The following is a 17623-nucleotide window of genomic DNA, read 5'->3' on the forward strand; positions in this document are numbered from 1 at the left end:
CTGTTGACAGCGCGTCAGCTAAGGTGCTGCATCCGTTCGCGTCCCCCAGGAGGGCCCATGCCGCGCCGACTCAAGCCGGTGGAGCTCGACTTCACCGCGTCCGCGCCCGTCCGCCTCGTCTTCTCCGCCACCCTCGCCGCGCCCCCGCCCGTCGTCTACCGTTCCGTCGCCGTGGAGGTGGGGAGCCTGCCGTCCTGGTTCACCGCCGTGGTCTCCGCCGTGCCGACGGGGGACGGCGCGGGGAGGAGGATACGGCTGCGGGGCGGGATCGCGTTCGACGAGACGATCCTGGCCTCGGAGCCGGACCTCCGCTACGCGTACCGGGTGGACGCGACGAACGCCCCCGGTGTGACGGCCCTGGCGGAGGAGTGGTTGCTCTCCCCCACCGGGACGGGGACCCGTCTGCGGTGGACGATGGCCGCCGACGGCGCGGCCGCGTTCCGGCTGGCGCTGCGGCTCGCGGCGCCGGGCGTGGGGTTCTCCTTCCGGGACGCGGCGCGCCGGCTGGACCGGCGGCTCACTCCGGCCAGGCCCCCGTCGCCAGGAAGCGCTCGATAGCGGCGGCGTACGGGGCGATGTCGAGGCCCTGGGCGGCCAGCCAGTCGTCGGAGTAGTACTTGTCGAGGTACCGCTCGCCGCCGTCGCAGATGAGGGTGACGACGCTGCCGGTGCGCCCGTCGGCGACCATCTCGGCCACGATCTTGAAGGCGCTCCACAGGCCGGTGCCGGTGGAGCCGCCCGCCTTGCGGCCGATCGCGGTCTCCAGGGCGCGGACGGCGGCGACGCTCGCCGCGTCGGGGACCTTCATCATGCGGTCGACGGCCCCCGGCACGAAGCTGGGCTCCATGCGGGGGCGGCCGATGCCCTCGATGCGCGAGCCGCAGTCGGCGGTGGCGTCCGGGTCGTGGTGCGTCCAGCCGTCGAAGAAGCAGGAGTTCTCGGGGTCGGCGACACAGATCCGGGTGTCGTGCTGCATGTAGTGGACGTAGCGGGCGATGGTCGCCGAGGTGCCGCCGGTGCCGGCGGTGGCCACGATCCAGGCGGGCTCCGGGTACCGCTCCAGCTTCAACTGCTGGTACATCGATTCGGCGATGTTGTTGTTGCCGCGCCAGTCGGTGGCCCGCTCGGCGTAGGTGAACTGGTCCATGTAGTGGCCGCCGGTGCGCTCGGCGAGGGCCGCGGCCTCCTCGTACATGGTGCGCGAGTCCTCGACGAAGTGGCACTGCCCGCCGTGGAACTCGATGAGCCGGCACTTCTCGGGGCTGGTGGTGCGCGGCATGACGGCGATGAAGGGGACGCCGATGAGCTTCGCGAAGTACGCCTCGGAGACGGCCGTCGAGCCGCTGGAGGCCTCGATGACGGGCTTTCCGGGGCGGATCCAGCCGTTGCAGAGCCCGTACAGGAAGAGGGAGCGGGCGAGGCGGTGCTTGAGGCTTCCGGTGGGGTGGGTCGACTCGTCCTTGAGGTAGAGGTCGATGCCCCACTGCTCGGGGAGGGGGAAGCGCAGCAGATGGGTGTCGGCGGAGCGGTTGGCGTCGGCCTGGACCTTGCGCACGGCCTCCTTCAGCCAGGACCGGTACGCCGGGTCGCTGCGGTCGACGTCGGCGGTGGCCGTCGCGGTGACCGCGCTCTCGTGGGTGGTGCTCATCCGTCCCTCTCCTCATGTGTCGCCCCATGGCTCCCCCACTGCCGACAATACCGCTCTCACCTGGGCAAACGTTCCCTTTGACGATCCATAGGCCTGCCTTGTGGACGGGTCGGCGGAGGGCTACTGGTGCGGTCGGCGGCGGCCCGGCACACTGGGTACGGCAAGCGGGTGAAAGGGGCGGATCGACATGACGGAGCCGGAGTTCAGCGCCAGGGGCGTACGGATCGCGCGCTGGCCGCGTTCGCTGACGCGCGCGGGCGAGGTGCGGATCGAGGACGGCCGCCTCGCGCTCCTGACGAGTTACGGCAGCGAGATCGACAGCGCGCCGGTGTCGGCGGTACGGGCGGGGCGGCCGTGGTTCGCGAAGGCGGACGAGACGGTGGCGACGGTGAACGGGACGCGGTACCGGCTGACCCTGCGGGACGGGGGGCACGACGGCGAGGCCGAGACCTCGGGGCGCTTCCTCGCCGCGCTGAGGAAGGCCGCGCGACGGTCCTGAGCTGCGGCGGTTCGCGGCGAGTTGCGGGGCGGTCACGGCTGGTCCAGGCTGGAACCCACCTTCACTGAGGGTTCAGCGGTGGTGACGCTGCGATCAGGTCTCCGCCCCTTCTGTACCGCATTGACAGATCCGAATCTTCGTCTTCTTCCGGACCACTTCGGGGAGTCGCAGCCGTGATCAGCGAGCCGAGCAGGTACTACGCGGTGGAGCTTCAGGCCCTGCCGTCGCGGATCGGACAGGTCCGCCGCATCATCTCCGCGCATCTTCGACATTGGCAGCTGGACGCCCTGGTGGACCAGGCCGTCCTCGGCGTGACCGAGCTGCTGACGAACGTGCACCGCCACGCCCAGCCGGACAAGGGGTGCAGGGTCGAGATCGAGCTGCTGCTCGACCGGCTCACCGTCTCCGTCCGCGACCACGATCCCCGGCTCCCCGAGCTCGGGGGCGCGTTCGATCCGTTCGGCGCGCTCGACGCGGCCGACGACATCGACGCGCTCGCCACCTCCGGCCGGGGGCTCGGGATCGTCGGTGCGGTCAGCGAGAGCTGGGGCATCCGGCCGTGCGGCGCCGACGGGAAGGTCGTGTGGTTCACCCTCACGGCCCCGCCCTGCGCCGACCCCGTCGAGGAGCGCGCGCATGCCGGGTTCGGCCTCGCGGCCGAGGTCCCGTTCGCGGACATCGGCTACAGCCGGCTCCCGGGCGTGCCGCTCAGCGCCCCGGCCGAGCCGGTCCCCGCTCCGTCGGTGGCCCGCCCGGTCCTGGCGGGCCGGGCGGGCTGACCGGGCCCCTCGGGGCCCGTCACTCCGTGGCGATCGCCCGCAGGATCTCCAGGCGGGCCGCCCGGCGGGCCGGGCGCCAGGCCGCCACGGCCCCCGCCACCAGGCCGACGAGGGCCACGGCCGCGAGCCGGAGCGCCGGTACGGCGAACGCGAGGGCGCTGTCGCCCGAGCCGCCCGAGGCGCGGACGAGGACCCAGCCGAGGAAGCCGCCGAGGACCAGCCCGCCGACCGTCCCGAAGGCGGCGACGAGGACGGACTCCCAGCGGACCATGGCCCGCAGCTGGGCCCGGGTCTGCCCGACGGCCCGCAACAGGCCGAGTTCACGGGTCCGTTCGTGGACCGAGAGGGTCAGCGTGTTCGCGATGCCGAGCAGCGCGATGAGGACGGCGAGCGCGAGGAGCGCGTAGACGAGGGTGAGCATCATGTCGATGCCGCCCGCCGAGGCCGCCGCGTACTCCTCCCGGGTCTGCACCTCCGGATGGCCGTACCGGTCGGCGACCGCCGTCACGGCCGCCTTGCCCTTCCCGGTGGAGACGCCGTCGGCGAAGGAGACGGCGACCAGCCGGTCGGAGTCCTGGGTGCGGTGCGGGGCCCAGGCCTCCCGGGTGACGAGGTAGTCGCCGGCGAGGTCGGAGCGCTCGTAGACCGCGCGGACCGTGAAGGTGCGCCGGCTGCCGTCGGCGAACGTCAGCTCGGCGGTCCGGCCCGGTGCCAGACCGTCGGCGGCGGCCTCGTCGGCGGCGACGGCGAGCCCGTCCGTACCGAGTCCGGTGAGGGAGCCCCGTACCTCCCCCAGGTCGAGCACCCGGGCGAGCGCGGCCGGGTCGGTGACGGTGAGCGCGCGGCCCCGGCCGTCCACCTCGGCGACTCCGCGCCCCAGGCCCACGGCGGTGTCGACCTCCGGGAGCGCGGCGACCGCCGGGGCCAGGCGGGGGCTGAGCCCGCTGCCGCCCGCGCCGAACGAGGGCGTGCCGATGGCCACGTCGCCGGCGAAGGAGCGGTCCACGGTCCGGTCCATGGTCGTCTTGAGGGAGGCGCCGAAGACCGTGAAGAGGGTGACGACGGCGACCCCGATCATCAGGGCGGTGGCGGTCGCCGCCGTACGGCCCGGGCTGCGCAGCGCGTTGCGGCGGGCGAGCCCGCGGTTGACCCCGCGCAGGGGGCGGCCGAGGACCCGTACGGCGAGCGAGGCGGCGACCGGTCCGAGCACCACGAACGCGGCGACGGCGAGCGCGGCGCCGGTCCCGGCGAGCCACAGCGACGGGGTGCCGAGGACCCCGGCGAGGACCGTGCCGACGGCAGTGGCGAGCAGGGCGCCGCCGGTCAGCGCGCGGCGCCGGGAGGTGCCGGAGTCGTCGACGTCCGTCTCGCGGAGCGCGGCCAGCGGGGCGGTGCGTCCGGCCCGTACGGCCGGCAGGAGCGCGGAGAGGGCGCAGACCGCGAGCCCGACGCCGAGCGGCAGGAGGAGCGAGGTGGCGGAGACGACGAGGGCGCCCTCGGGGAAGGGGAAGCCGATCGCGGGGAACAGCGCCTGGAGCCCGGCGGCCACGCCGATGCCGGTGAGGAGCCCGGCGAGGGAGGCGAGCAGTCCGACGGCGAGCGCCTCGGCGAGGGTGCCGGTGACGATCTGGCGGCGGGCGGCGCCGATGGCGCGGAGCAGGGCGTTCTCGCGGGTCCGCTGGGCGACGAGGACGGCGAAGGTGTTGTGGATGGTGAAGACGGAGACGAGGACGGCGACCCCGCTGAAGACGAGCAGGAAGGTGGTGAAGAGGTCGAGGAAGCGGCCGGAGATCATCTCGGTGTTCTCCTCGGCGGCCCGCTGCCCGGTGATCGCCTCGACGCCGTCGGGCAGGGCGGGCCCCAGCGCGGCGACCAGCTCCTCCTGGGAGACGCCCGGCCCGGCCCGTACGGCGATGCTCGTCGCCTCGCCGGGGCGCGCGGTCAGGTACTTCTCGGCGTCGGCGCGGGTCAGGCCGGTCCAGGTGACCTGGCCCATGCCGTCCGCGCCGCCGAAGGTGGCCAGGCCGACGACGGTGACCTTCACCGGGTCGGGGGTGCGCAGGACCGTGGTGTCGCCGATCCCGAGGCCGGCCGTCCTCGCGGCGCCCCGGTTGACGACGGCCTCGCCGGGGGCGTGCGGTGCGCGGCCTTCCGCGAGGCGGTACGGGTTGAGGGCGGGGTCCTCGATCCAGTTGCCCGCGAGGGTGGGCGGGCCCTTGCCGCCGACGGGGGTGCCGTCGGCGGAGAGCAGCTGGCCCGCGCCCTCGATCCGGGGCGCGGTGGCGGCGACCCCGGGGACCTTGGCGAGGCGCTCGGCGAGGGCGGCGTCGACGGGGCCGCGGCTGCCCTGGGCCTCGCCGGCGGCGGTCACGGTGACGGAGCTGCGGACGATGGCGTCGGTGCCCCGGGTGGCGCTGGTGAACATCGAGTCGAAGCTCGCGCGGAGGGTGTCGCCCATGACGAGGGTGCCGGTGAGGAAGGCGACGCCGAGGAGGACGGCGGCGAAGGTGCCGAGGAAGCGCCGCCGGTGGGCGCGGAGCGAGGACCGGGTGAGGCGGAGGACGGCGGGGGTGCTCATGGCGCGCCTCCGGGGACCGTCGCGGCGCCCGCGTCGAAGGCCTTCATGCGGTCGAGGACGAGGTCGGCCGTGGGGCCGGTCATGCGGTCGACGAGCCGGCCGTCCGCGAGGAAGACCACCTCGTCGGCGTGGGCGGCGGCGACCGGGTCGTGGGTGACCATGACGACCGTACGGCCGGTCTCGCGGACCGTGCGGCCGAGGAGGCGCAGAACCTCCTCGCCGGAGCGCGAGTCGAGGTTGCCGGTGGGTTCGTCGGCGAAGACGACGTCGGGGTCGCCGGCGAAGGCCCGGGCGACGGCGACGCGCTGCTGCTGTCCGCCGGAGAGTTCGGCCGGCCGGTGGTGGAGGCGGTCGCGCAGGCCGACGGTGTCGACGAGCCGGTCGAAGCGCTCCCGGTCGACGGGGCGGCCGGCGAGGTCGAGCGGGAGGGTGATGTTCTCGGCGACGGTGAGCGTCGGGAGCAGGTTGAAGGCCTGGAAGACGAAGCCGATCCGGTCGCGGCGCAGCAGGGTCAGGCGCCGGTCGTCGAGGGTGGACAGGTCGGTGTCGCCGACGAGGGCGGCGCCGGAGGTGAGGGTGTCGAGGCCGGCGGCGCAGTGCATCAGGGTGGACTTGCCGGAGCCGGAGGGGCCCATGACGGCGGTGAAGCGGCCGGCCGGGAAGTCGACGCTCACCCCGTCCAGGGCCGTGACCTGGGTGTCGCCGCGCCCGTAGACCTTGACGGCGTCGACGACGCGGGCGGCGGGGTGCCGGGCGGAGGTGGTCATGTCCGGCGCCCCTTGGGGTCCGCGGCGCGGCCGAACTGCTCCTCCAGGACGCTCAGGCGCCGCCAGTACTCGTCCTCGTCGATCTCCCCGGCCGCGAAGCGGTGGCCGAGCAGGGCGATGGGCGAGTTCTCGTCCGGCCGTCCGTCGCGCCACGGCCGGCCCCGGCGCCACCCGGCCCGGCGGACGACGGTGACGATCCCGATGACGACGGCGGCCCAGACGAGGGGGAAGAAGAGGACCCAAGGGCCGGGGCCCGCGTGGGCGAGTGTGTTCATGAGGGTTCAGCTCCTCGGTGCGGTGGGGGCGTGCTCGTGGTTCGAGCTTCGCTCCGAGGAGGGGTCCCGGTCGTCGTACGGGCAGCGGCTTCCGGTGTACGACGCCGGGAGTACGCCGCCCGCCGCCCGGCCGTCCGGCGGGCGGCGGCCGGGGCGGTCGCCCTACGCCACGGCGACGAGGGTGAGGTAGGCGATGCCGAGCACGCCCCGGTAGCCGTTCAGCCAGCCGGAGCGCTGGCGGTCGACGCGCTCGCGGGTCTCGGCGGCGAGCGGATGGTCCGGGTGGGCGGCGAGCCAGACCTCGGTGTCGTACCGGTAGCCGGACTCGAACTCCTCCCACTCGTCCGCGCTCGCCGTCTCGATCCACGCGGGCCGGAATCCCGCCTCGATCGCGAGGTCGACGAGGTCGCCGAGGGCGAAGTGGTCGGCGGCGCTCGCGCCGGGCCACATCCCGGCGAGCTCCGTCTCGGTGGGGGTGCGCTCCCAGAAGCCCTCGCCGAGCACGACCCGCCCGCCGGGCCGGACGAGCCGGCGCAGTTCGCGCAGGACGGCGGCGGGGTCGTACGGCAGCTCGGGGTCGCAGAGCGCCTGGCTGGAGCCGAGGCAGAGGACCGCGTCGGCGGGACCGCGGTCGGTGCCGAGCGCCGACTCCTCGACGAAGGCCACCCGGTCGGCGAGCCCGCGCTCCTCGGCGAGGACCCGGCCGCGGGCCAGGTCCTCGGCGTTGATGTCGATGCCGACGCCCTTCGCGGCGGGGGCCGCCTCCAGGACGCGGAGGAGCAACTCGCCCCAGCCGCAGCCGATGTCGAGCACGTCGGCGGGCGCGGTGGCGGCGAGCCGCTCGATCATGCGGGTCGCGCGGAGCTCGGAGAGGGGGCCGTGGAAGACGAGGCTGCCGAGGCGCGGAGGGAGATCGGCGGTGGAGTCAGAAGTGATCATGGAGGGAAACGGTACGGCGTCCCCTCTCCCCGCGCACCGTGTTTCTTCGGGTCGCCGGGGCGGCTCCCGTCAGGGCACCGGGACGGCCTTCCTCAGGTTGCCGGGACGGCTTCCCTCAGATCGCCGGGACGGCTTCCCTCGGATCACCGGGACGGCTTCCCTCGGATCACCGGGACGGCCTTCCTCAGATCGCCAGGGCCGCGAGCGGGTCGTCGAGCACCGGCTGCCAGGCCAGTTCGGCGGCGCCGACCAGGCTGTTGTGGTCCAGGGTGCACGGGAGGATCGGCACGCCGCCGCTGCGGCCCCAGAGGCTGCGGTCGGCGACGACCGCGCGGAGCCGCTCGGGGTCGGCGTCGAGGAGTTCGCGGTGGAGGCCGCCGAGGATGATCCGGTCCGGGTTGAGGATGTTCACCAGGCCGGCGAGGCCCAGGCCCAGGCGGTCGATCAGCTCGCCCACCGCGACCCGGACGCCCGGGTCGTCGGGGCTGGTGCGCAGCAGGTCCCGGGACTGCTGGAGCAGGGAGACCTCGGGGCCGGGGGTCCGGCCCGCGGCCGTGAGGAAGGCGAGCGGGTCGGTCTCGACGTCGAGGCAGCCTCGGCTGCCGCAGTGGCAGGGGCGGCCCTCGGGGTTGACGGTGAGGTGGCCGACCTCCAGGGCCAGGCCCGAACTGCCGGTGTGCAGGCGGCCGTCGAGGACGAGCGCCCCGCCGACGCCGCGGTGGCCGGTGGCCACGCAGAGCAGGTCGCGCGCGCCGCGTCCCGCGCCGTGGCGGTGCTCGGCGAGCGCGGCGAGGTTCACGTCGTTGCCGGTGAAGGCGGGGCCCTCGATGCCGGCGGCCCGTACCCGCTCGGCGAAGATCTCGCGCACCGGTGCCCCGGCGGGCCAGGCGAGGTGGAGCGGGTTGAGGGCGGTGCCCTCGGGTTCGGCGACGGCGGAGGGCGCGGCGAGTCCGGCGCCGACGCAGCGGCGGCCGCTCTCCGCGAGGAGCGCGGCGCCCGCGTCGACGACGGCGCCGAGGACCTGCGCGGGGTCGGCGGAGACGGTGACGCAGCCGGGGGCGGTGGCCACGATGGTGCCGCCGAGGCCGACGAGGGCGGCGCGGAATCCGTCCGCGTGGACCTGGGCGGCGAGGGCGACCGGGCCCTTCTCGTCGACGGCGAGCCGGTGCGAGGGCCGCCCCTGGGAGCCCGCGGCGGCGCCGGGGTTGGAGTCGACGCGGATGAGGCCGAGGGCCTCCAGTTCGGCGGCGACGGCGCCCGCGGTGGCCCGGGTGACGCCGAGTTCGGCGGTGAGGACGGCCCGGGTCGGCGCCCTGCCGGTGTGTACCAGTTCCAGTGCGGGGCCGAGCGCGTTACGCCCCCTGTCCAGCCGTGTCCGGGTCGTCGTCGCCTTGCCGTTCATGGTGGTGAGTCTCCCATGATCGGACCGTGGTGCGGCCCCCGCCCGGTTGATTCCGCCGCCCCGTGGCCCCTATCCTGAGTTTGTGCCGCTACTAAACAAAGTACGGACGGCCGTATCGGGGGGCTCCGGCGGAGACACCGCCACCCGCTCCCTGTCCCGCCTCCGCTCCGCCCTGACCCTCTTCTTCGCCCTCGACGGCTTCCTGTTCGCCGGCTGGGTGGTCCGGATCCCCGCCGTCAAGCAGCAGACCGGCGCCTCGGCCGGCGACCTCGGCCTCGCCCTCCTCGGGGTGTCCGCGGGCGCCGTGATCACCATGACGCTGACCGGCCGGCTCTGCCGCCGCTACGGCTCCCACGCGGTCACCGTCGTCACCGCCGTCCTGCTCTCCCTGTCCATCGCCCTCCCCGCCCTCACCCGGTCCCCGCTCGCGCTCGGCCTCGTCCTGCTCGTCTTCGGCGCCGCGTACGGCGGGATCAACGTCGCCATGAACAGCGCCGCCGTGGACCTCGTGGCCGCTCTGCGGCGGCCCGTCATGCCCGGCTTCCACGCCGCGTTCAGCCTCGGCGGCATGGTCGGCGCGGGCCTCGGCGGGCTGCTCGCTGGGAGCCTGTCCCCCACCGCCCACCTCCTCGGCCTCACCGTCGCCGGACTCGCCCTGACCGCCGCCGCCGGGCCCGTACTCCTGCGCCACCCCTCCCCCGCCCTCCCCGAGACCCTTCCGGCGCCGTCCCGTCCCGGGGCCTCCGGCCCGCGGGCGGCCGGGGCGCGGCGCACGGTCCTCGTCTTCGGGGTGATCGCGCTCTGCACGGCGTACGGCGAAGGGGCACTGGCCGACTGGGGCGCCCTCCACCTCGCGCAGGACCTGCACGCGCACCCCGGGGTGGCCGCCGCCGGGTACTCCGTCTTCGCGCTGACCATGACCGCGGGCCGGCTCTCCGGCACCGCGCTGCTCGAACGCCTCGGCCAGACGCGGACCCTGGTCGCGGGCGGTGCGACCGCCGCCGCGGGCATGCTCCTCGGCGCGCTCGCGCCGAGCGTCTGGGCCGCGCTCCTCGGCTTCGCCGTCACCGGGCTCGGCCTCGCGAACATCTTCCCCGTCGCCGTGGCCCGCGCGGGCGCGGTCGCCGGCCCCGGCGGTGTGGCGACGGCCTCCACCCTCGGATACGGGGGGATGCTCCTCGGCCCGCCCACGATCGGCCTCCTCGCCGACCGGTTCTCCCTCCCGGCGGCCCTCACGACGGTCGCCGTGCTCGCGGCCGGCGCGGCCGTCCTGGGCTACCGGGCGCGCAACGCGGGCGCGTCCCCGAGGAGTTGAGCGGAACCGCCCTCCGATCACCTGGCAGAATCCGGCCCATGGACGCTGACTCCCCGAAGATCACCGAGTACATCGAGGCGCTGGAGGCGGCCGGCCGCGGCCTCGCGGACGCGGCCGCCGAGGCCGGGCTCGACGCGAACGTGCCGACCTGCCCGGGGTGGCGGGTCCGGGACCTCGTGCGGCACATCGCCATGGTGCACCGCTGGGCCGCGGCGTACGTGAGCGAGGCGCTCACCGAGTACGTCCCGGCGGACGGCGAGACGACGCTCGACGGCGAGGAGCTGCTCGCCCACTACCGCGAGGGGCATGCGCTCCTCGTCGCCGCCCTGCGCGAAGCGCCCGAGTCCCTGGAGTGCTGGTCCTTCTTCCCGGCGCCCTCGCCGCTGGCCTTCTGGGCGCGGCGGCAGGCGCACGAGACCGCCGTCCACCGCGCGGACGCCGAGTCGGCGCTCGCGGCCGGTCCGGGGCCGCTGGATCCGGCGTTCACCGCCGACGGGATCGACGAGCTGCTCGTCCGCTTCCACGCCCGCGACCGCAGCCGGGTGCGCACGCCCGAGCCCCGGACCCTGCGCGTACGGACGACGGACACCGGTGACGTCTGGACCGTGCGCCTGACGGCGACCGAGCCGCCCCGGACGGAGCGGGGCGGACAGGGCGCGGACGGTCCGGCCGACACCGAACTGAGCGGTCCGGCCGACCAGTTGTACCTGGCCCTGTGGAACCGGCTGCCGCTCGACGCCGTGACGGTGACGGGCGACGAAGAGCTCGCCCGGCTGTGGCGCGAGACCTCGGCGGTCTGATCCCGGGCTCCGGGCCCCACGGCCACGCGGGCCGGTCCGCGCCCGTCCGCGGGCCGAGGCCGGGCTCCGCCCACGCGGCGCGGGCCCCGGCGAACGCCGCGAAGTCCGGCGGGCCGGGCGCGCGCTCAGCCCAGCCAGCCGGGCCTGACCAGGCCCGACTCATAGGCGAGGACGACGAGTTGGGCGCGGTCCCGGGCGCCCAGCTTCACCATGGCGCGGCTCACGTGGGTCTTGGCGGTGAGCGGGCTCACCACCAGCCGGCGGGCGATCTCCTCGTTCGACAGGCCGATCCCCACCAGGGCCATCACCTCCCGCTCCCGTTCGGTCAGGGCGCCGAGCGCGGCCGTCGCCGCCGGGGCCTTGGAGCGGGCCGCGAACTCCTCGATGAGCCGGCGGGTGACGCCCGGGGAGAGCAGCGCGTCCCCGTGGACGACGGCGCGCACGGCCCGCAGCAGCTCCTCCGGCTCGGTGTCCTTGACCAGGAAGCCGGAGGCGCCGGCGCGGATCGCCTCGAAGACGTACTCGTCGAGTTCGAAGGTGGTCAGCATGACGACCCGGACCTCGGCGAGGTCCGGGTCGGCGGTGATGCTCCGGGTCGCCTCCAGGCCGTCGAGCCGGGGCATCCGGATGTCCATGAGGACGACGTCGGGGCGCAGGGCGCGGACCCGTTCCACCGCCTCGTCGCCGTCGGCGGCCTCGCCGGCCACCTCGATGTCGGGCTGGGCGTCGAGCAGCGCGCGGAACCCCGCCCGCACCAGGGACTGGTCGTCGGCGAGCAGGACACGGATCACGGACGACTCTCCTGGGGTGTCGGGGTCTCCCGGGGTCACGGGGCGCTTCCCTCCGGGCGGAGCGGGAGTACGGCGTGGACGCGGAAGCCGCCGTCCGGGCGGGCGCCCGCCTCGATGGTGCCACCGAGGGCGGCGGCCCGCTCCCGCATTCCGGCGAGTCCGTTGCCGCTGCCGCCGGCCTCCGTGCCGGTGGCGGGGCCGTCGTCGTCGACGGTCAGCTCCAGGCGGGCGGGGCCGTGGCCGATCCGCACCCGGGCGGTACGCGAACCGGAGTGGCGCACCACGTTGGTGAGCGCCTCCTGCACGATCCGGAAGGCGGCGAGGTCGGCGCCGGGCGGCAGGGCCGCCGGGGTGCCGCTCGTGGAGACGGTGACGGTGAGGCCCGTGGCGGCGGCCTGTTCGACGAGTTCGGGGAGCCGGTCGAGGCCGGGGGCCGGGGCGCGGGGGGCGTCGCCGGGGGTACGGAGGGTGGCGAGGACCTGCCGCACCTCGCCGAGCGCCTCCTTGCTGGCCGCCTTGATGGTGGTCAGCGCGGTCCGGGCCTGCTCCGGGTCGGAGTCGAGGAGGGCGAGGCCGACGCCCGCCTGGACGTTGATCACGGAGATCGAGTGGGCGAGCACGTCGTGGAGTTCGCGGGCGATGCGGAGGCGTTCCTCGTCGGCACGGCGGCGCTCGGCGGCGGCCCGTTCGGCCCGCTGCTGCGCCCACTGCTCGCGCCGGACCCGGACGACCTCGGAGGCGGCGAGCACCGCCACCACGAACGCGGCGGACGGCAGTTCCTGCCCCCAGGGCGCGGGCCCGTCGCCGGGCGGGGGCAGCCATCGGTAGAGCCAGTGCGCGAGCAGCAGATGGCCCGCCCACAGCAGGCCGATGGCCCACCAGGCGGCGGTGCGGTGGCCGTGGACGACGGCCGCGAAGCAGGCGACGGCGACCATGACGAAGACCGGGCCGTACGGGTATCCCGCCGCGACGTAGCCGAGGGTGACGGCCGCGACGGCGAACACCACCGGAACGGGCCTGCGGTGACGGAACAGCAGCGGGACCGCCCCGAGCAGGAGCAGGATCCGCCCGACGGCGTCGAGCGCCTCCCGGCCCGGCTGGTTCCGCGCGGAGAACCCGGTTCCCACCATGACGAGGACCACGATCAGCGCCGTCGACCGCCAGGGCAGGCCACCGCCGCGCTCCTCCCGCCCCCAGGGCGGACCGCCGCCGCGTTCCCAGCGTTCCCGGAGCGGGCCGCCGCGCTCCCGCCGTTCCCGGGGCCCGCGCGGCCGCTCCTTGTGCATCCCGGCGTCCATGGGGTCACGCTAGCCGCGCCCGACCCGCCCGCACGTCAGCCCGGCGGGGTGGTCACCCGTACTTCCCCGGGAGTACGGGACACGGCGGCCGGGTCAGCCGCGCGGGAGCAGGCCCACGTCCTGGCCCAGGCGGCGGGCCGCCGTCGCGAAGAAGGTGTCGCGGTCCTCGACGACGTTGTGGAACTGGCCGAAGACCTCGAAGGAGACGAGGCCGAAGAGCTGCGCCCAGGCGGCGACGAGCGCGACGGCGAGGGCCGGCGGGAGGTCGGGGGCGAAGTCGGCGCTCATGCGGACGGCCTCGGGGCGCAGGGCGTCCGCGAGCGGCGGGAGGGCGACGCCCTCGCCCGTGTGGGCGTGGCGGGTGATGTCGATGAGGACGAGTCCGACGCGGGAGGCGGGGACGATCGTGTCCTGGGGGGCGGTGTAGCCGGGGACCGGGGAGCCGTAGATCAGGGCGTACTCGTGGGGGTGGGCGACGGCCCAGGCGCGGACCGCCCGGCAGACGGCGGTCCAGCGGTCGAGGGGGCGCTCCGCCTCGGTCGCGGCGGCGGCCTGTTCGGCGGCGGCGCCGACGGCGTCGTAGGCGTCGACGATGAGGGCGGTGAGCAGGTCGTCGCGGCTGGGGAAGTAACGGTAGAGCGCGGAGGACACCATGCCGAGTTCGCGGGCGACGGCCCGCAGGGACAGTTTGGCGGCGCCTTCGGCGGCGAGCTGGGTGCGGGCCTCGTCCTTGATGGCGGCGGTGATCTCGATGCGGGCGCGGGCGCGGGCTCCTCGAACGGTCGTCATGGAGAGCAGTGTGCCACTTTCGGAGCACCGCAACGAAACGAGAGCGGCGAATCAAAACGAGAGCACCGAAATAAAACGAGAGCACCGCTCTTGCTTGCGAGCACCGAACCGTGCACACTGATCTCAAGCGAGAGCAGTGCTCACGCTTTCGGTCCGCAGATCTCCAGGAGGCCCTCGTGTCCGCTCAGCCCGCCACCCACGTCATGAAGCCCGGCTGGTTCACCGTGAACGTCTTCAACCGCGCCGTCGCCTGGATGACCCGCCGCGGCATCAGCGTCTGGGGCTCCCGCGTCCTCGCCGTCCGCGGCCGCAAGAGCGGCGAATGGCGCCGCACCCCCGTCAACCTCCTGACGGTGGACGGCGCCCGGTACCTCGTCGCCCCCCGCGGCCACGTCCAGTGGACCCACAACATGCGGGCCGCCGGCGGCGGGCAGCTGCACCTCGGCAAGCACGTGCAGGAGTTCACCGCCGTCGAGGTGGCCGACGACGACAAGCCCGTCCTGCTCCGCGCCTACCTCAAGCGCTGGAAGGCCGAGGTCGGCGTCTTCTTCGGCGGGGTCGGCCCCGACTCCACCGACGAGGAGCTGCGGGCCATCGCGCCCAAGCACCCCGTCTTCCGCATCACGACGACGTGCCCCGTCACCCCGGCCGCGTGAAGCGGCCGGGACGGCGGAGCCCGTGTCGAAGCGGTCGGAGCGACCGGACCGTCAGACCTCTTCCGGGGCCTCCACGTCCTTCGCGCCCTCCGGCTCGGACGCCGCGCGCTCGCGCGGGCTGACGCCCCGCCCCGCCGGACCGACACCGGCCGAGGTGTCCATGCGCTTGTCGAGGAGCTCCAGGGCCCGCCGCGCCATGCCGTTCGAGCGGACCATGCCACCGAGCGTGGCGGTGCCGCGGGTGATGTCGGCGAAGGCGTTCCAGGCCGGCCGCAGACCCGTGATCGTCGCGTGCAGCAGCCCCGGGCGGCGCTCGAAGACGGCCAGCATTCGCCGCCCGACCGCCATCTCGACACCGAGCCCCGCCTTGATGGCGAAGGCGTAGTTCAGGGCCTGGCGCCGCGCATCGACCGCGTCGTTCGACTCGGCGACCCGCACCGCCCACTCACCGGCGAGACGGCCCGAGCGGAGCGCGTACGAGATGCCCTCGCGCGTCCACGGCTCAAGCAGACCGGCCGCGTCGCCGCAGACCAGGACCCGGCCGCGGGAGAGCGGCGAGTCGTCGGTGCGGCAGCGCGTCAGATGGCCCGAGGAGATCGAGGGCTCGAAGCCGGCGAGGCCGAGCCGGGCGACGAAGTCCTCCATGTACCGCTTGGTGGCGGCGCCCTCGCCGCGCGCCGAGATGACGCCGACGGTCAGCGTGTCGCCCTTGGGGAACACCCAGCCGTAACTGCCGGGCATCGGCCCCCAGTCGATGAGGACCCGCCCCTTCCAGTCCTCCGCCACGGACGGCGGGACGGGGATCTCCGCCTCAAGACCCAGGTCCACCTGGCCGAGCTTCACCCCCACATGAGCGCCTATCCGGCTGGCACTGCCGTCGGCACCGACGACCGCGCGCGCGAGGATCGTCTCGCCGTCGGCGAGGACGACTGCGACCGTCCGCCGGTCCGGCACGGCCGGGCCGTGCTGCTCCACCCGGGACACCGTGGCGCCGGTCCGCAGTTCGGCGCCGGCCTTCTGGGCGTGCTCGACGAGCTGCGCGTCGAACTCCGGACGGTTGATGAGACCGAAGAGCATCCGGCGCGAGCGGCGGGTGCGGGCGAAGCGTCCGTCCAGGGAGAAGGTGACGGCGTGGACCCGGTCCTGGAGGGGCAGTTCGAAGCCCGGCGGGAGCGAGTCGCGCGAGGGGCCGATGATGCCGCCGCCGCAGGTCTTGTACCGGGGCAGCTCGGACTTCTCCAGGAGCAGCACCCGGCGGCCCCCGACCGCCGCCGCGTAGGCCGCGGACGCGCCGGCCGGTCCCGCGCCGACGACCACGACGTCCCACACCTCCGCCGGCTCGCCGTCCCCGGGGGCCGCCGCCCCGTCCGACGCCTCGTCACCCGGGAGGTCCGCCGCCCCGGCGTCCGCGCTCCCGACGGCACTCCCGGCCGCCTCGGCAGCCGCGGCCTCGGACTCGGTGTGCTCCGTACCGGCGTTCTCTGCGTGCTCGCTGCTCACGTGTGCTTCTGCTCCTGATCCGACCGGTGGTCTGCTCCTGACGCATCCTACGGCGCGGTAGCCAGGAGCCCGGCCGTAGGATCGGCGGTGCGTTCGCCGTACCACGACATACGACGAATGCCCTCTCCACGTCGTAACGTCGCACCCATCAGGAGCGTGCCCATGACCTCGAATCCGATCGCCGAGACCGTCCGGTCACTGATGCCCCGGGCCAAGGCCGAGCTGACGGAGCTGGTGGCCTTCGAGTCGGTGGCGGACGAGGCCGTGGCGCCCCGCAGCGAGTGCGAGGCCGCCGCGAACTGGGTCGCCGACGCCCTGCGCGCCGAGGACTTCCAGGACGTGGCGCTGCTCGACACCCCGGACGGCTCGCAGTCCGTGTACGGCGTCCTGCCCGGACCGGCGGGCGCGCCGACCGTCCTCCTGTACGCGCACTACGACGTGCAGCCGAAGCTGGACGAGTCCGTCTGGCTCTCCCCGCCGTTCGAGCTGACCGAGCGCGACGGCCGCTGGTACGGGCGCGGCACCGCCGACTGCAAGGGCGGCTTCATCATGCACCTGCTCGCGCTGCGCGCCCTCAAGGCGAACGGCGGCGTGCCGGTGACGGTCAAGGTGATCGTCGAGGGCTCCGAGGAGCAGGGCACCGGCGGTCTGGAGCGGTACGCGGAGCAGCACCCCGAGCTGCTGACGGCCGACGCCATCGTGATCGGCGACGCGGGCAACTTCCGCGTGGGCCTGCCGACGGTGACCGCGACCCTGCGCGGCATGACGATGATCCGGGTCACGATCGACACCCTGGAGGGCAATCTGCACTCCGGTCAGTTCGGCGGCGCCGCGCCCGACGCGCTGGCCGCGCTGATCCGCGTCCTGGACTCGCTGCGGGGCCCGGACGGCTCCACCGTCATCGACGGCCTCGCGGCCGACCAGGTGTGGGAGGGCCTCCAGTACCCGGAGGAGGACTTCCGCCAGGACGCCAAGGTCCTCTCCGGCGTGGCCCTGCCGGGCGCCGGCACGGTCGCCGACCGGATCTGGGCGCGCCCCGCGGTCACGGTCATCGGCATCGACGCCCACCCGGTGGCCGGCGCGACCCCGTCGGTCCCGAAGTCGGCGCGCGCGCAGATCAGCCTGCGGGTGCCGCCGGGCGAGGACTCCGCCGAGGTGACGAAGCTGCTCTTCGCGCACATCGAGAAGCACACCCCGTGGGACGCCCGGGTGTCGATCGAGCAGGTCGGCCAGGGCCAGCCGTTCCAGGCGGACACCTCCAGCCCGGCGTACGCGTCGATGGCCGAGGCGATGCGGATCGCGTACCCCGGTGAGGAGATGCAGACGGCGGGCATGGGCGGCTCGATCCCGCTGTGCAACACGCTGGCCTCGCTCTACCCGGAGTCGGAGATCCTGCTGATCGGCCTGAGCGAGCCGGAGGCGCAGATCCACGCGCCGAACGAGTCGGTCTCGCCGGAGGAGCTGGAGCGGCTCTCGGTGGCCGAGGCGCACTTCCTCGTCAACTACGCCCGCTCGAAGCAGGCCTGACGGGGAGTCGCCCCGGAGCTCGGTTTCAGCGCTCGGCGAAGCTCGCCGAGAGCGTAGAGG

At 74.8% G+C, this 17623-nt stretch carries 17 protein-coding genes; 7 read left to right on the plus strand and 10 right to left on the minus strand.

The window, feature by feature from the left end; genetic code table 11:
• Nucleotides 1–57: 57 nt before the first annotated feature.
• Complete coding sequence (locus ACH4TP_RS21680) at nt 58–558, plus strand: SRPBCC family protein (RefSeq protein ID WP_398438838.1); 501 nt, start codon at nt 58–60, stop codon at nt 556–558.
• Here the strand turns inward: ACH4TP_RS21680 and ACH4TP_RS21685 are convergent.
• Nucleotides 518–1648, minus strand: coding sequence for a PLP-dependent cysteine synthase family protein (locus ACH4TP_RS21685; RefSeq protein ID WP_389229050.1), 1131 nt, complete (start codon nt 1646–1648; stop codon nt 518–520). The genes ACH4TP_RS21680 and ACH4TP_RS21685 overlap by 41 nt on opposite strands.
• Nucleotides 1649–1835: 187 nt before the next feature.
• Here ACH4TP_RS21685 and ACH4TP_RS21690 point away from each other — a divergent pair, with 187 nt between their 5' ends.
• Both ACH4TP_RS21690 and ACH4TP_RS21695 read left to right on the plus strand, forming a co-directional pair.
• On the plus strand, nt 1836–2147 hold the full coding sequence (locus tag ACH4TP_RS21690; RefSeq protein WP_398182192.1) for a hypothetical protein: 312 nt from the start codon (nt 1836–1838) through the stop codon (nt 2145–2147).
• Between the two features lie 173 nt (nt 2148–2320).
• Complete coding sequence (locus ACH4TP_RS21695) at nt 2321–2926, plus strand: ATP-binding protein (RefSeq protein WP_398438839.1); 606 nt, start codon at nt 2321–2323, stop codon at nt 2924–2926.
• Between the two features lie 19 nt (nt 2927–2945).
• Here the strand turns inward: ACH4TP_RS21695 and ACH4TP_RS21700 are convergent, their stop codons facing one another.
• The 5 genes from ACH4TP_RS21700 to ACH4TP_RS21720 all read right to left on the minus strand — a co-directional run bounded on the left by ACH4TP_RS21700 (nt 2946) and on the right by ACH4TP_RS21720 (nt 8887).
• Complete coding sequence (locus ACH4TP_RS21700) at nt 2946–5504, minus strand: FtsX-like permease family protein (protein WP_398438840.1); 2559 nt, start codon at nt 5502–5504, stop codon at nt 2946–2948.
• Nucleotides 5501–6271: an ABC transporter ATP-binding protein gene (locus ACH4TP_RS21705; protein ID WP_398438841.1), complete on the minus strand. Its 771-nt coding sequence runs from the start codon at nt 6269–6271 to the stop codon at nt 5501–5503. Before ACH4TP_RS21705 ends, ACH4TP_RS21700 begins: the two co-directional genes overlap by 4 nt.
• Nucleotides 6268–6546, minus strand: a complete 279-nt coding sequence (locus ACH4TP_RS21710) for an SHOCT domain-containing protein (protein ID WP_398182181.1) — start codon at nt 6544–6546, stop codon at nt 6268–6270. The genes ACH4TP_RS21705 and ACH4TP_RS21710 overlap by 4 nt, the downstream gene beginning before the upstream one ends.
• A gap of 162 nt (nt 6547–6708) precedes the next feature.
• Complete coding sequence (locus tag ACH4TP_RS21715) at nt 6709–7485, minus strand: SAM-dependent methyltransferase (protein ID WP_398438842.1); 777 nt, start codon at nt 7483–7485, stop codon at nt 6709–6711.
• Nucleotides 7486–7669: 184 nt separating this feature from the next.
• Complete coding sequence (locus tag ACH4TP_RS21720) at nt 7670–8887, minus strand: ROK family protein (protein ID WP_398182177.1); 1218 nt, start codon at nt 8885–8887, stop codon at nt 7670–7672.
• Nucleotides 8888–8969: 82 nt separating this feature from the next.
• Between ACH4TP_RS21720 and ACH4TP_RS21725 the strand changes: the two genes are divergently transcribed.
• Complete coding sequence (locus tag ACH4TP_RS21725) at nt 8970–10202, plus strand: MFS transporter (RefSeq protein ID WP_398438843.1); 1233 nt, start codon at nt 8970–8972, stop codon at nt 10200–10202.
• 38 nt (nt 10203–10240) lie between these two features.
• On the plus strand, nt 10241–11002 hold the full coding sequence (locus tag ACH4TP_RS21730; protein ID WP_398438844.1) for a maleylpyruvate isomerase family mycothiol-dependent enzyme: 762 nt from the start codon (nt 10241–10243) through the stop codon (nt 11000–11002).
• Between the two features lie 125 nt (nt 11003–11127).
• On the opposite strand, the gene ACH4TP_RS21735 is transcribed toward ACH4TP_RS21730, so the two are convergent.
• The 3 genes from ACH4TP_RS21735 to ACH4TP_RS21745 form a co-directional block, all read right to left on the minus strand.
• A complete protein-coding gene (locus ACH4TP_RS21735) occupies nt 11128–11793 on the minus strand; it encodes a response regulator (RefSeq protein WP_389229077.1) in 666 nt (221 codons plus the stop codon).
• A 35-nt stretch (nt 11794–11828) separates the two neighbouring features.
• Complete coding sequence (locus ACH4TP_RS21740) at nt 11829–13091, minus strand: sensor histidine kinase (RefSeq protein ID WP_398438845.1); 1263 nt, start codon at nt 13089–13091, stop codon at nt 11829–11831.
• 93 nt (nt 13092–13184) lie between these two features.
• Complete coding sequence (locus ACH4TP_RS21745; RefSeq protein ID WP_389229083.1) at nt 13185–13880, minus strand: TetR/AcrR family transcriptional regulator; 696 nt, start codon at nt 13878–13880, stop codon at nt 13185–13187.
• A 203-nt stretch (nt 13881–14083) separates the two neighbouring features.
• Between ACH4TP_RS21745 and ACH4TP_RS21750 the strand changes: the two genes are divergently transcribed.
• A complete protein-coding gene (locus tag ACH4TP_RS21750) occupies nt 14084–14536 on the plus strand; it encodes a nitroreductase family deazaflavin-dependent oxidoreductase (protein WP_398438963.1) in 453 nt (150 codons plus the stop codon).
• Nucleotides 14537–14587: 51 nt separating this feature from the next.
• Here ACH4TP_RS21750 and ACH4TP_RS21755 read toward each other — a convergent pair whose 3' ends face one another.
• On the minus strand, nt 14588–15865 hold the full coding sequence (locus tag ACH4TP_RS21755; RefSeq protein ID WP_389229692.1) for a geranylgeranyl reductase family protein: 1278 nt from the start codon (nt 15863–15865) through the stop codon (nt 14588–14590).
• A 333-nt stretch (nt 15866–16198) separates the two neighbouring features.
• Between ACH4TP_RS21755 and ACH4TP_RS21760 the strand changes: the two genes are divergently transcribed.
• The gene (locus ACH4TP_RS21760) at nt 16199–17563 is read left to right on the plus strand and encodes a dipeptidase (RefSeq protein WP_389229089.1); all 1365 of its coding nucleotides are present in this window, start codon (nt 16199–16201) and stop codon (nt 17561–17563) included.
• The last annotated feature ends 60 nt before the right edge of the window (nt 17564–17623 follow it).

The sequence above is a fragment of the Streptomyces sp. NPDC021012 genome (genome assembly GCF_044333355.1).
Taxonomy (GTDB): Bacteria; Actinomycetota; Actinomycetes; order Streptomycetales; family Streptomycetaceae; genus Streptomyces.

Excerpts from the sequence above, each read along its gene's own strand:
- ACH4TP_RS21680 (WP_398438838.1), top strand. The coding sequence starts at position 58 with ATGCCGCGCCGACTCAAGCCGGTGGAGCTCGACTTCACCGCGTCCGCG.
- ACH4TP_RS21685 (WP_389229050.1), bottom strand. The coding sequence starts at position 1,648 with ATGAGCACCACCCACGAGAGCGCGGTCACCGCGACGGCCACCGCCGAC.
- ACH4TP_RS21690 (WP_398182192.1), top strand. The coding sequence starts at position 1,836 with ATGACGGAGCCGGAGTTCAGCGCCAGGGGCGTACGGATCGCGCGCTGG.
- ACH4TP_RS21700 (WP_398438840.1), bottom strand. The coding sequence starts at position 5,504 with ATGAGCACCCCCGCCGTCCTCCGCCTCACCCGGTCCTCGCTCCGCGCC.
- ACH4TP_RS21705 (WP_398438841.1), bottom strand. The coding sequence starts at position 6,271 with ATGACCACCTCCGCCCGGCACCCCGCCGCCCGCGTCGTCGACGCCGTC.
- ACH4TP_RS21710 (WP_398182181.1), bottom strand. The coding sequence starts at position 6,546 with ATGAACACACTCGCCCACGCGGGCCCCGGCCCTTGGGTCCTCTTCTTC.
- ACH4TP_RS21715 (WP_398438842.1), bottom strand. The coding sequence starts at position 7,485 with ATGATCACTTCTGACTCCACCGCCGATCTCCCTCCGCGCCTCGGCAGC.
- ACH4TP_RS21720 (WP_398182177.1), bottom strand. The coding sequence starts at position 8,887 with ATGAACGGCAAGGCGACGACGACCCGGACACGGCTGGACAGGGGGCGT.
- ACH4TP_RS21730 (WP_398438844.1), top strand. The coding sequence starts at position 10,241 with ATGGACGCTGACTCCCCGAAGATCACCGAGTACATCGAGGCGCTGGAG.
- ACH4TP_RS21740 (WP_398438845.1), bottom strand. The coding sequence starts at position 13,091 with ATGGACGCCGGGATGCACAAGGAGCGGCCGCGCGGGCCCCGGGAACGG.
- ACH4TP_RS21745 (WP_389229083.1), bottom strand. The coding sequence starts at position 13,880 with ATGACGACCGTTCGAGGAGCCCGCGCCCGCGCCCGCATCGAGATCACC.
- ACH4TP_RS21750 (WP_398438963.1), top strand. The coding sequence starts at position 14,084 with ATGAAGCCCGGCTGGTTCACCGTGAACGTCTTCAACCGCGCCGTCGCC.
- ACH4TP_RS21760 (WP_389229089.1), top strand. The coding sequence starts at position 16,199 with ATGACCTCGAATCCGATCGCCGAGACCGTCCGGTCACTGATGCCCCGG.